This is a genomic window from Mesorhizobium sp. M7A.F.Ca.MR.148.00.0.0 (assembly GCF_003997735.1).
Lineage (GTDB): Bacteria > Pseudomonadota > Alphaproteobacteria > Rhizobiales > Rhizobiaceae > Mesorhizobium.
In genome coordinates this window covers 38021-50257 of the sequence record NZ_RZTB01000002.1, presented here as the reverse complement: position 1 = coordinate 50257, position 12237 = coordinate 38021, and the positions used below count along the sequence as shown (strand labels likewise).

Annotated in this window: 8 protein-coding genes; 5 read left to right on the top strand and 3 right to left on the bottom strand. The window is 62.7% G+C overall.

From position 1 onward, the window contains the following. Positions 1 to 15 precede the first annotated feature (15 nt). The 3 genes from EOB49_RS01135 to EOB49_RS01125 all read right to left on the bottom strand — a co-directional run bounded on the left by EOB49_RS01135 (position 16) and on the right by EOB49_RS01125 (position 5291). A complete protein-coding gene (locus tag EOB49_RS01135) occupies positions 16 to 3147 on the bottom strand; it encodes an efflux RND transporter permease subunit (protein ID WP_127379899.1) in 3132 nt (1043 codons plus the stop codon). Then, the gene (locus EOB49_RS01130) at positions 3144 to 4304 is read right to left on the bottom strand and encodes an efflux RND transporter periplasmic adaptor subunit (protein ID WP_127379898.1); all 1161 of its coding nucleotides are present in this window, start codon (positions 4302 to 4304) and stop codon (positions 3144 to 3146) included. Before EOB49_RS01130 ends, EOB49_RS01135 begins: the two co-directional genes overlap by 4 nt. Positions 4305 to 4463: 159 nt before the next feature. Beyond that, positions 4464 to 5291, bottom strand: coding sequence for a MurR/RpiR family transcriptional regulator (locus EOB49_RS01125; RefSeq protein ID WP_127379897.1), 828 nt, complete (start codon positions 5289 to 5291; stop codon positions 4464 to 4466). Between the two features lie 143 nt (positions 5292 to 5434). Between EOB49_RS01125 and EOB49_RS01120 the strand changes: the two genes are divergently transcribed. The 5 genes from EOB49_RS01120 to EOB49_RS01100 all read left to right on the top strand — a co-directional run bounded on the left by EOB49_RS01120 (position 5435) and on the right by EOB49_RS01100 (position 12002). Further along, complete coding sequence (locus tag EOB49_RS01120; protein ID WP_127379896.1) at positions 5435 to 6253, top strand: N-formylglutamate amidohydrolase; 819 nt, start codon at positions 5435 to 5437, stop codon at positions 6251 to 6253. Between the two features lie 21 nt (positions 6254 to 6274). Continuing rightward, the gene (locus EOB49_RS01115) at positions 6275 to 7837 is read left to right on the top strand and encodes an amino acid permease (RefSeq protein WP_127379895.1); all 1563 of its coding nucleotides are present in this window, start codon (positions 6275 to 6277) and stop codon (positions 7835 to 7837) included. 86 nt (positions 7838 to 7923) lie between these two features. Beyond that, positions 7924 to 9294: a glutamine synthetase family protein gene (locus EOB49_RS01110; protein WP_127329399.1), complete on the top strand. Its 1371-nt coding sequence runs from the start codon at positions 7924 to 7926 to the stop codon at positions 9292 to 9294. 129 nt (positions 9295 to 9423) lie between these two features. Continuing rightward, positions 9424 to 10812 carry an aldehyde dehydrogenase family protein gene (locus EOB49_RS01105; protein ID WP_127379894.1) on the top strand — a complete coding sequence of 463 codons (1389 nt, stop codon included), beginning with the start codon at positions 9424 to 9426 and terminating at the stop codon, positions 10810 to 10812. 17 nt (positions 10813 to 10829) lie between these two features. Then, a complete protein-coding gene (locus tag EOB49_RS01100) occupies positions 10830 to 12002 on the top strand; it encodes an iron-containing alcohol dehydrogenase (RefSeq protein WP_127379893.1) in 1173 nt (390 codons plus the stop codon). Positions 12003 to 12237: the final 235 nt, after the last annotated feature.

Sequence of the window (12237 nt, the reverse complement as noted above, 5' to 3'; positions counted from 1 at the left end):
CTTTTCCTGGAATTTCTATTCAGCCGGCTCCACATTGGTGTAGGCGGCTTCCTCCAACTCGCGCTTCAGTCGGGCTTCCTCGTGGGTCTTCGGCGTGACGAAGCGGCCAAGCAGGAGATAGGCGACCGGCGTCAGGAACAGCGTCGAGACCGTGGCCAGCCCCAGGCCGCCGACGATGACCCAGCCGAGCGCGACGCGCGCCTCGGCACCGGCGCCGCTCGCCAGCACCAGCGGCAGGCCGCCGAGCACGGTGCAGATCATCGTCATCATCACCGGCCGCACGCGGATGATCGAGGCCTGTTCGATCGCCTCGCGCACGCCAAGCCCGCGGTCGCGCAACTGGTTGGCGAATTCGACGATCAGGATGCCGTTCTTGGTCATGACGCCGACCAAAAGCACCAGGCCGATCTGGCTGTAGGCGTTGAGACTGGTGCCCGAGAGGAGAAGCGCGAAAATCGCACAGGCCAGCCCGAGCGGCACCGTCGCCATGATGATGACGGCGCTGACAAAACTTTCGAACTGGGCGGCCAGCACCAAAAGGATGATGACCAGCGCGAAGCCGAAAATGGTGACCATGGCGCTGTTGGTCTCGCCCAGCGTCGCCGCCTCGGCCAGCGGCAGGATGCGGCTGCCTGGCGGCAGCAGCGGCGTGGCGATTTGCTCGGCGCGGGTGAGCGCATCGCCAAGCGCGAAGTCGCCGCTGAGGTTGGACGTGATCGCCACAGAGGGCTGCTGCTGTTCGCGCGACAGCGACGGCGGCACGGCGCGTTCGGTCAGCGTGGCGATGGTCGACATCGGCACGAAACGTCCGTCGGCTGTTTTCAGGAAGATGTTTTCCAGATCCGTCGGATCGTTGATCGGATTGGTGGTCGAGACCAGCTTCACGCCGTAGCTGCGGTCGGCGATGTAGACGTCGACGACGTCGTTGCCGTCGAGCATGGCCTGCAAGGTGTTGGCCAGTCCTGATATGTCGATGCCGAGGTCGGAGGCCCGCTCGCGGTCGATGGCCACGGCGAGCTGCGGCTGCGTCGGGTCGATGGACAGGCGCGGTGTCTGGAAGCGCGGGTCCTTCTGCATCTCGGCGATGATCTTCACGGCGGCATCGCCGAGCGCCTTGCGGTCGTTGCCGACCAATGCGAACTGCAGGCCGTTGCCGGCGCCACGGATACCGAGGCTGTTGGGCTGCACCGGGAAGATACGCACGCTCGGCACCTGCCTGGTCAGCTGGCTGATCTCGGCCATGATCTCCTGCTGGCTGCGGCTGCGCTCGTTCCACGGCGCCAGCGTCATCACCATGAAGCCGGAGTTGTAGGAGCCGTTCTGGCCGGCATTTTCGAAAGTGCTGCGGATCTCGCCGGAATCGCGCATCGGCTGGATCAGTCTCTCGATCTTCTGCATCTGCTGCGTTGTGTAGTCGAGGCTGACGCCTTGCGGGGCGCTGATGCGCAGAAGCACGGCGGCGCGGTCCTCGGTCGGCGTCAGCTCCTGGCGGATGGTGCCGAACAGCGTGAAGGCGGTGCCGGCGAACAGCACCGCGACCAGAAGCACGATCCATGGCGCGTCGAGGCAGGCGTGCAGGCCGCGCTTGTAGGCCGTATTGAGCGCGCCGCCGATGCGGGCGCCGATGCCATGGCCACCTTCGTGGTGGAGCGATGCGCCGGTCAGCATGCGCGAGGCGAGCATCGGGCACAGCGTCAACGCGACCACGCAGGACAAGAGCACCGACATGGCAAGCACGAAGCCGAATTCGCGGAACAAGCCGCCGGTCTGGCCGGGCAGGAACGAAATCGGCACGAAGACGGCGACCAGCGTCAAGGTGGTGGCAATAACGGCAAAGAACACTTCCTGCGCGCCAAGCACAGCGGCCGCACGCGGTCCCATGCCTTCGTTGCGTCGTCGCACGATGTTTTCGAGCACGACGATGGCGTCGTCGACGACCAGGCCGGTCGCCAGCACCAGCGCGAGCAGGGTCAGGATGTTGACCGAGAAGCCGGCCAGATAGATGGCGGCGATGGTGCCGATCATGGCGACCGGCATCGCCAGGCCGGGGATAAGCGTCGCGCGCCAGTCGAGGAGAAACACATAGATGACGATCAGCACCATGGTGACGGACAGGCCGAGCGCGATCTCGACCTCGTGCACCGCGCCCTTGACGAAGACCGCGTCGTCGCTGGTGATCTTGATCGACATGCCCTTGGGCAGGTTTTCCTGCAACTTGGCGACGGCGGACTGGACGCCGGTCGAGATGTCCAACGTGTTCGATTCCGCCTGGCGGATGACGCCGATGCCGATGCCGGTCTTGCCATCCGAGCGCAATGTGGTCTGGCCGACGTCGGGGCCGAGCGTGACGGTGGCGACATCGCGGATGCGCGTCGTGCCGCCGATGATGATGTTTTCGAACTCTCCCGGCGTGGTGACGTCGGCAGTCGTGCGGACGATCAGGTCCTGGTTGGTCGTGGTGATCGAACCGGCAGGGGAATCGAAGGCGACCGAGGCAAGGGCGGCCCTGAGGTCGGCAACCGTGAAGCCGAGGCTGGCCAGCTTGTTCTGATCGACGTCGATGCGGAAGATCTTGTCGCGGTCGCCATAGACCTGGACGTCGGCAACGCCCGGCACGGCGGCCAACTCGTCCTCGATCTGGTCCTGGACCACCACGGTCATGTCCTGGATCGACATGTCGTCCGAGGTCACCGCCAGCCGCATCACCGGGTCGGAATTGGCGTCGGCCTTGACGATGCGCGGCGGATCGGCGGTGTCCGGCATCTGGTTGGCGACGCGGCCGACGGCATCACGCACGTCCGAGGCGGCGACATTCAGATCGACGCCATCGTTGAACTCGATGGTGACGCGGCTCGAGCCGAATGAGGAAGACGACGAGATCGACTTGACGCCGGAGACACGGGCGACGGCGCCCTCGATGGTGTCGGTCAGCTCGCGATCGACGGTCTCGGCCGCCGCGCCCTCGAAGGTGGTGGAAACGGTGACGACCGCGCGATCGACATCAGGCAGTTCGCGGATCTCGACGCCGTAGAAGGCGGCCAGGCCGGCGACCGCAATCAGTGTGTTCAGCACGAAGGCCATCACCGGCCTGCGGATGAACAGGGCGGTGAAGCCGGTCTCGCTGGCAGTGTTGGCGGGGCTGGTCATGTGCCTGCGGCGGCGTCCGCGGCGCGCTGCTCTTCACCGGCAAGGCGGACCGCGCCGCCCTCGCTGACGCTCTGGGTGCCCTCTGTGACCACCATGTCGCCATTGTCGATCTCGGCGTCGATCAGCACGGTCTCGGTGTTGCGCTGTATGATGCGCACCGGGACCCGCCTGGCCTTGCCATCCTCGATCTGCCAGACATAGGCGCCGTCCGACCCCCACAGGATCGCCAGCGGGCTGACGGCCGGATAGATTTGCCCCGGAAATTTCATGGTGATGCCGAACGACATGCCGGCGCGCAACGAATCCGCAGGGTTGGCGATCTTGGCCTTGACCAGCAGGGTGCGGCTCTTTTCATCGATGTGGTTGTCGATGGCCGAAACGGTGCCGCTATAAGCGTCGCTGGGATTGGCGATCGGCGTCGCCGTCAATTGTGCGCCGACCTTGACGGCGGCAGCGAAGCGCTCGGGCACCAGGAAATCGACCAGGATCGAGGACCGGTCGTCGAGCGTGGCGATGGCCGACTGGTTGGTGACATAATTGCCGGCCGAGATCGGCAGGATGCCGACGGTGCCAGCGATCGGTGCCAGTATCGACCGGCGCTGCAGCGCCAGTTCCGCATCCTGAAGCGCCAGCTTGGCGCCGGCCAAGACCACTTCGGCATCGGCCACTGCGACTGGTGTCGCGGCATTGGAGGCACGAAGCGACCTGACGCGGTCGAGTTTGGCCTGCGCATCCTGCAAGGCGAGCTTGGCGCGGTCCTGAGAGATCACTTCGGTCTCGGAATCGAGGGTGGCGAGGATCTGTCCCTTATCGACATGGCTGCCGGATTCGACCAGCAGTTCGGCGAGGCGGCCGGAGCTGTAGGGATTGACGGTCACCGAGGCGTTGGCACGGCCGGTGCCGATTGCCTGCAGGCGGTCGTTGATAACAGCCGAAGTGGCCGCAAGGGCGACCACGTTCACCCGCTGGTTGCCGTTGCGGCCGTTTGCCTGCTTCGCGCTGGCGGCACCGCTTTCAGCCGGGGGCGCTGCCGCATAAGCCCAGTCGATGCCCCAGCCTGCCAGCACGTCGTGAGCGCCCGGATAAAAGCGCAGCCATGCGCCTGCCGCCACCACCAGCACCATGAGTGCAAAAAGTATCTGTTTCCAGGCGGCCATCGGCACTCCGGTCGGTAAAACAAATCCTTCCGTCTACCGGTTTCCCGAAATGAAGCAGACGCAGCGAGGCTATTATAAGGCAAGAAGCCACCCCGGTATCGCGTCCTTATGACAACTCTCCAGTGACTGCGCACATTAAATATATGTAACGTTTGAAGCCTAACGCAGACTTTCCATCTCGCGGATGCGTTTGGCGCCCTCTGCTTCCAGTTGCCTAGTGACGGCGCCGATCAGCGTTTCGGCGACGACGAACAAGGCAGCGGAGGAATCCCACGCCGACGGCACCGCGGTTCGTCCGGCGATGACGTGGCGAGCAAAGCGGGCGATCGGCGAAAGCCACTGGTCGGTGAACAGCACGATCTGCACGCCGCGCTGATGCGCCTTTTCGGCGAAGCGGGCGAGGCTGTCCTGGTAGCGCCTGATGTCGAAGATCACCAGCACATCGCGTTTGCCCATGTCGATCAGCCGGTCGCGCCACATGCTTTCCTGGCCGGCGAGGTGAAAGACATCAGGCTGGATGACGGCGAGGTGGGCGGCCATGTAACGCGCCAGCGGATCGGTGAAGCGGCCGCCGATCAGGAAGGTCTTGCCGCGCCGGTCGGCGAGCCGGGCGGCGATGTCGGCAAGCTGCTTGTCGGACAGATGCCGGAACGTCTCGCGCATATTGTCGAGCGTCGCTTCCAGCATTGGTGACACGGTACCGCCGCCGGGCGAGGGAGGGTTGAGCGTCCTTGTCGCCGGCGATTGCAATTGGGCGGCTAGTTCGTCCTGCAGGCTCGACTGGAATTCAGGATAGTTCTGGAAGCCCAGCCGGGCAACGAAACGCAGGATCGTCGGCGAGGAAACGCCGGCCGCGGCCGAAAATTCGGCCACCGTCTTCAGGCCGATCATTGGATAGGAAGCGATCAGCGTCTGGGCCGCGCGCCGTTCGCCGGCCGGCATCGTGCCGATGCGGTCGGCGATCAGTTCGGCAATGTTGGAAATCATCTTTTCCCCACCCTGGCTCGGTCGATGGTCTTTTCCGAAATCGCATTTGACAAAGCCGGACAAACTGTATGAAATCATCCACAGGGACGCAATGAGGCAAAATACGTAACATACGATACAGCGCTCCCCGGGGACGGCAGACTATGGAGAAAGCACGGCCCGCCAGCCTTGCATCGTCTGATACCGTGAGGGTGACGAACCCCGGCGGGTCGAGCCCTTTCGTGCTGACCTGCGATCACGCCTCGAACTACCTGCCGGCCGAATTCGGCACGCTCGGCCTTGCCGCCGAGGACCTGTCCCGCCACATCGCCTGGGATCCAGGCGCGCTGCCGGTTGCCCGCCGCATGGCGCAAGCGCTCGACGCGACGCTGGTCGAAACCCGCATTTCGCGTCTCGTCGTCGACTGCAACCGGCCGCTCGACGCGCCCGACCTGGTCCCGCCGGTCAGCGAGACAACGGCCATACCGGGCAATACCGGCCTGTCGGAAAAGCAGCGCGCGGCCCGTGTTGCCCTGTCATGGCAGCCGTTTCATGCCGCCATCGAGCAGATTGTCGATGACCGGCTGGCGCGTGGACAGGCGACCCGCCTGGTTTCGGTGCATTCATTCACGCCGGTCTACAAGGGCCGCAACCGGCCTTGGCATATCGGCATCATCCATGACGAGGATCGCCGGCTGGCGGCGCCGCTGATATCAGCGCTGAAGCGGCTTGCCAACGTCACCGTCGGCGTCAACGAGCCGTATTCGCCGGCCGACCGCGTCTATTTCACGCTGGAACGGCATGCGCGATCGCGCGGCTTGCCCTGCGCGATGATCGAAATCCGCAACGACGAAATCGCCGGCGAGACCGGGCAGCGGAAATGGGCGGATCTGCTCACGGGCATTTTTTCGGATCTGGAGCCAGAGGAGGTAAGGGGCTCCCGACAAGACCCATTGGGAAAGTCAATACAATCGGCCAGTTAAGAACGTAAAAGGGGATCAAAAATGTCAACGCAAGACTATACGGAAGTCGACAAGAAGGAGGACCTGAAGGTACTCCACGGTATGGGCTACGCCCAGGAACTGTCGCGAAGCATGAGCCGCTTCTCGAACTTCGCCATCTCGTTCTCGATCATCTGTATCCTGTCGGGCGGCATCAATTCCTTCGCCCAGGCAACTTCGTCGGTCGGCGGCGCCGGTGCCGGCATCGGCTGGATCGTGGGCTGTGCCGTTTCCGGGTTTTTCGCCCTCGCCATGGCGCAGATCGCTTCGGCGTTTCCGACCGCCGGCGGCCTCTATCACTGGGCTTCGATCCTCGGCAACCGCTTCACCGGTTGGCTCACCGCTTGGCTCAACCTGCTCGGTCTCATCACGGTGCTCGGCGCGATCAACATCGGCACTGCGTTCTTCTTCACAGGAACGTTCGGAAGCTGGTTCGGGATGACCGGTACGCCAGGCGAAATCGTCGGCTTCGTCGCTTTCATTACGGTCCTGCAGGCCTTGCTCAATCATTTCGGCATCAAGTTGACAGCCATGTTGACCGATGCTTCCGGCTTCATCATTCTCGGAACGACCGCAGTGCTGATCGTGGCCTGCCTGGTGTTCGCGCCGGCGATCGACGTCACGCGGCTGTGGACCTTCACCAATTATTCGGGTGATGCGGGCGGCGGTGTTTTCCCGCAGACGGATTCCATGGGTTATCTCTTCCTGCTCTGCCTGCTTTTGCCGGTCTACACTATCACCGGCTATGACGCGTCGGCGCACACGTCGGAAGAAACGCTGAAGGCTGCGCACTCGGTTCCGCGGGCAATCGTGTCGTCGGTGGTCTGGTCCTCGCTGATCGGTTGGGTGATGCTGTGCGCCATCGTCCTGGCGATCCCGGATCTGGCGGCAGGCGCCAAGCAGGGCTGGAACGTGTTCTTCGCCACCATGGACACGATTCTGCCGGTGTGGCTGAAGGAACTGCTCTATCTGGGAATCCTGATCGCGCAGTTTCTCTGCGGTCTCGCCACGGTGACCTCGGCTTCGCGCATGCTCTTTGCTTTCTCCCGCGACGGCGGCATGCCGGTTGGCTCGGGGTCGCTGGCCAAGGTGAGTCCAGCCTGGCGTACCCCGGTCAACGCCATCTGGACCGCAGCGATCCTTGAGATCATCTATGTCTTTCTGGCGCAGTTCATCTCGATCGGCGGCACCAACATCTACACCATCGTTGTCAATTCGACGCTGGTGTTCCTTTTCCTGTCCTTCATCATCCCTATCATGCTCGGCATGATGGCTTTCGGAACCGCGAAATGGCCGAATCCAGGCCCGTGGAACCTCGGTGGCGGCCTGTTCAAGCTCTTCTGCGTACTGTCGCTCGTCGGCATGGTGATTATTTTCTACATCGCGATCCAGCCGCCGAACGACAAGGTGCTTTACATCACCATAGGCTTCATCGTGCTGACCGCCGTGCTCTGGTTCGGCTTCGAGAACCGGCGCTTCAAGGGGCCGCCGATCGGCGACCAGATCGCCAAGCGCCAGGCCGCCATCGCTGCCGCCGAGTTAGCCGTCGGCGAAACGGGCCACTGACATCAGCTATCATGGCCATGGCCGGCATCGTGCCGGCCATGGTTTCGTTCGATCAATCAAAGCCCAAGCGCTGGAGTGCCAAAGGAATGGCCGGAAATTTCTCGTTCGATCAGTTGAAGAAAGCGGTCTCCAGCGGCGAGATCGACACGGTACTCGCCTGCATCGTCGACATGCAGGGCCGGCTGGCGGGAAAGCGCTTCCTGGCGCAGTACTTTGTCGATTCCGCGCATGACGAAACGCATGGCTGTAATTATCTGCTGGCCGCAGACATCGATATGGAGCCGGTGCCCGGCTACAAGGCGGCGAGCTGGTCGAAGGGCTATGGCGACTTCGTCATGAAGCCGGATCTGGCCACGCTGCGGCGCATTCCCTGGCTGGAAAAGACCGCTCTCGTGATCTGCGACGTGCTCGACCACCACACGCATGACGATCTGCCGCATTCACCGCGCGCCATCCTCAAGAAGCAGGTCAAGCGGCTGAGCGAGCGCGGCTATATCGGCTATTTCGCTTCCGAGCTCGAATTCTATCTGTTCAACGAGACATACGATTCCGCCCGCAAGAAGCACTGGCAAGGTCTCGATACCGCATCGCCCTATATCGGCGACTACCAGATCGGCATCACCACCAAGGAAGAAGGCGTCATGCGCCGGCTTCGCAACGAGATGGAAGCGGCCGGCATTCCGATCGAGAATTCCAAGGGCGAGTGGGGTCCGGGTCAGGAAGAGATCAATGTGCGCTACGCCGAGGCGCTCGACATGGCCGACCGTCACGTCATCCTCAAGAACGGCGCCAAGGAAATCGCGGAGTCCGAGGGCAAGGCGATTTCGTTCATGTCCAAATACAATTACGGGCTCGCCGGCAATTCCAGCCACATCCACAATTCGCTGTGGAGCGCCGACGGCAAGACGCCGCTGTTCTTCGACAAAACCGCCGACTGGACGCTGTCAACGCTTGGCCAACAATGGGCCGCCGGCCAGCTCAAATACGCCAAGGAATTCACCTGGTTCCTGGCGCCCTACATCAACTCCTACAAGCGCTTCCAGGCCGGCACCTTCGCGCCGACCAAGATCATGTGGAGCGAGGACAACCGTACCGCCGGCTTCCGCCTGTGCGGCGAGGGCACCAAGGGCATCCGCATGGAATGCCGCATCGGCGGCGCCGATCTCAACCCGTATCTTGCCTTCGCAGCGCTGATCGCGGCCGGTCTTGCCGGCATCGACGAGAAGCTGGAATTGCAGAAGCCGTTTGTCGGCGATGCCTATCAGGCATCGCGCCTGCCGGAGATTCCCAAGACGCTGCGCGACGCCACCGAGACGCTGGCGAAGTCGAAGATGCTGAAGCAGGCGCTCGGCGAGGATGTGCTCGAACACTATGTCCACACCGCTAAGTGGGAGCAATTCGAATACGACCGCCGCATCACGGATTGGGAACTGCACAGGGGGTTCGAGCGGTACTAGGTATCCACCCGTTCGTCGGCGCCGCTCCCTCACCCTTGCCCGTGAAGAATGGGGAGAAGGTGTCGGCAGGCGGATGAGGGGCAGCGCCAGGCCATACGATTTTTGTTGTAGAATACGAGGACTTACAAAATGACCGAGACGGTCAAATTCATTACCCCCGTCGATGGCTCGATCTACGCTGAGCGGCCCGTGGCAACGGACCATGCGATCAATGCCGCGGTCGAGCGCGCCAATGCGGCGCAGGAGAAGTGGGCTGAGACGCCGATCGTCGAGCGCGGCAAGTATATGCTCGCCATGCTGGAAGCGCTGGTCGCGATAACAGACGAGATCGTGCCGGAGATTGCCTGGCAGATGGGGCGGCCCGTGCGCTATGGCGGCGAGTTCGGCGGCGTCAAGGAACGCACCACCTATATGGTCGAGATCGCCGAGCAGGCGCTCAAGTCGATGCCGGCCTCCAACCCGAAGGAAGGGTTCCGCCGCTACGTGAAGAAGGATCCGCTCGGTGTGGTCATGGTGATCGCGCCTTGGAATTATCCTTACCTCACCGCCGTCAACACCATCGTGCCGGCGCTGATGGCCGGCAACGCCGTCATCCTCAAGCATGCGGCGCAGACGCTGCTGGTCGGCGAGCGTTTCCAGCAGGCCTTCGACAAGGCCGGCCTGCCCAAGGGCGTGTTCCAGAATGTCGTCCTCAACCACGCCCAGACCGAAAAGCTGCTCGGCTCGGGCAAGATCGACCATGTCAACTTCACCGGTTCGGTCGCCGGCGGCCGCGCCATCGAAAAGGCTGCGGCCGGCACCTTCATGACGCTCGGCCTCGAGCTTGGCGGCAAGGATCCGGCCTATGTCCTGCCGGATGCCAAGATGGATCATGCGATCGCCAATCTGGTCGACGGCGCCTTCTACAATTCCGGCCAGTGTTGCTGCGGCATCGAGCGCGTCTATGTGCACGAAAAGGTCTATGACGAATTCGTTGAAGGCTTCATCGCCGAGACCAAGAACTATGTCGTCGGCAACCCGCTCGACCAGGCGACGACGATGGGACCGATGGCGCAGGCGCGCTTCGCCGACCTGATCCGTGAACAGAAGGCCGAGGCGCTGCGCAAGGGCGCGGTGGCGCACGTCAACATGAAGGTGGCTAACGACAAGGCCGGTTCGCCCTATCTGGCGCCGGAAGTGCTTACCAATGTTGACCATCAGATGAGCGTCATGCGCGAAGAGAGCTTTGGACCGATCGTCGGCATCATGAAGGTGCGTAACGACGAAGAGGCGATCGCACTGATGAACGACAGTCCTTACGGGCTGACGGCTTCGATCTGGACCCGCGATACCGAGCATGCGGTTGCGATCGGCAACCGCGTCGAGACCGGCACGGTGTTCATGAACCGCTGCGACTACCTCGATCCGGCACTGGTCTGGACCGGCGTCAAGGACACCGGCAAGGGCGCGGGCTTGTCGGCCATCGGCTATGACAATCTCACCAGGCCGAAATCATTCCATCTGCGCGAAGCCATCTGATTTATTGAAAGACAAAAATGTCCAAGCTGATCTCCAAATGGAACTACCCCACCACCGTCCGCTTCGGCGCCGGCCGCATCAAGGAATTGCCTGAGGTGCTGGCGGCCACCGGCATCAAGCGGCCGTTGTTCGTCACCGACCCTGGACTGGCGAAACTGCCGGTCGTCGCCTCGACCCTAGAGATCCTCGACGATGCGAAGGTCCCTTACGGCGTTTTCTCCGAGGTCAGGCCGAACCCGGTCGAATCCAACCTGACCGCCGGCATCGCCGTGTTCAAGAAGGGCAAGCATGACGGCGTCATCGCCTTCGGCGGCGGCTCGGCGCTCGATCTCGGCAAGCTGATCGCCTTCCAGGCCGGGCAGGTCAGGCCGGTGTGGGATTTCGAGGATGTCGACGACTGGTGGACGCGCGCCAATTCGGATGCCATCGCGCCGATCATCGCCGTGCCCACCACCGCCGGGACCGGATCGGAAGTCGGCCGCGCCGGCGTCATCACCAATGAGGCCACGCACACCAAGAAGGTCATCTTCCATCCCAAATTGTTGCCGGCTATCGTCATTGCCGATCCGGAGCTTTCGGTCGGCATGCCGGGCTTCATCACCGCCGGTACCGGCATGGATGCGCTGGCCCATTGCCTCGAAGCCTATTGCGCGCCCGGCTACCATCCGATGGCCGACGGCATCGCCGTCGAAGGTGTGAGGTTGGTCTTCGAGAACCTGCCGAAGGCCTATGCCAACGGTGAGGATCTCGTTGCGCGTGCCCATATGATGAGCGCCGCCGCCATGGGCGCCACCGCCTTCCAGAAAGGGCTCGGCGCCATCCACTCGCTGTCGCATCCGGTCGGCGCGCTCTACGACACCCATCACGGTATGACCAACGCGGTGTTCATGCCCTATGTTCTGGCTTTCAACCGGGACTCCATCGAGGAGCGTATCGGCCGGCTCGCCGCCTATTGCGGCATTAAGGGCGGCTTTGACGGCTTCGCCAAAGCCATCATCAAGCTTCGCAAGGAACTGAAGGTGCCGCATGCACTGCCCGGCCTTATCAAGGGGCTCGACATGGACAAGAAGCGTAAGACGCTGATCGCCGATATGGCGGTGGTCGATCCGACTGCCGGCGGCAACCCGGTCAAGCTGACCAAGAAGGCGGCGCTGACCTTGCTCGAAAACGCCATCGCCGGCACGATCTGAGGCGTTTTCCGCGCCGCAAAGTGATCTGAAAGGGGCTATGAAAACAAGGGGGAGGATGACGGGCAAGGCAAAAACTAGTTAGCCGGAAAAAGAATCGCGGAGCGATTGCTACATCAGGTTAAAAAGAGTTTACTTTTTCGCACTGCGAGCAGCCGCTTTCACAAAGCTTTCATCTGGCTGTCACATGAAAACGATACCGCATCGCAGGCGTCCAACGGCGTCAGTTCAACGGAGA

Coding starts and splice junctions, on each gene's coding strand:
- EOB49_RS01135 (WP_127379899.1), bottom strand. CDS start 3,147: ATGACCAGCCCCGCCAACACTGCCAGCGAGACCGGCTTCACCGCCCTG.
- EOB49_RS01130 (WP_127379898.1), bottom strand. CDS start 4,304: ATGGCCGCCTGGAAACAGATACTTTTTGCACTCATGGTGCTGGTGGTG.
- EOB49_RS01125 (WP_127379897.1), bottom strand. CDS start 5,291: ATGATTTCCAACATTGCCGAACTGATCGCCGACCGCATCGGCACGATG.
- EOB49_RS01120 (WP_127379896.1), top strand. CDS start 5,435: ATGGAGAAAGCACGGCCCGCCAGCCTTGCATCGTCTGATACCGTGAGG.
- EOB49_RS01115 (WP_127379895.1), top strand. CDS start 6,275: ATGTCAACGCAAGACTATACGGAAGTCGACAAGAAGGAGGACCTGAAG.
- EOB49_RS01110 (WP_127329399.1), top strand. CDS start 7,924: ATGGCCGGAAATTTCTCGTTCGATCAGTTGAAGAAAGCGGTCTCCAGC.
- EOB49_RS01105 (WP_127379894.1), top strand. CDS start 9,424: ATGACCGAGACGGTCAAATTCATTACCCCCGTCGATGGCTCGATCTAC.
- EOB49_RS01100 (WP_127379893.1), top strand. CDS start 10,830: ATGTCCAAGCTGATCTCCAAATGGAACTACCCCACCACCGTCCGCTTC.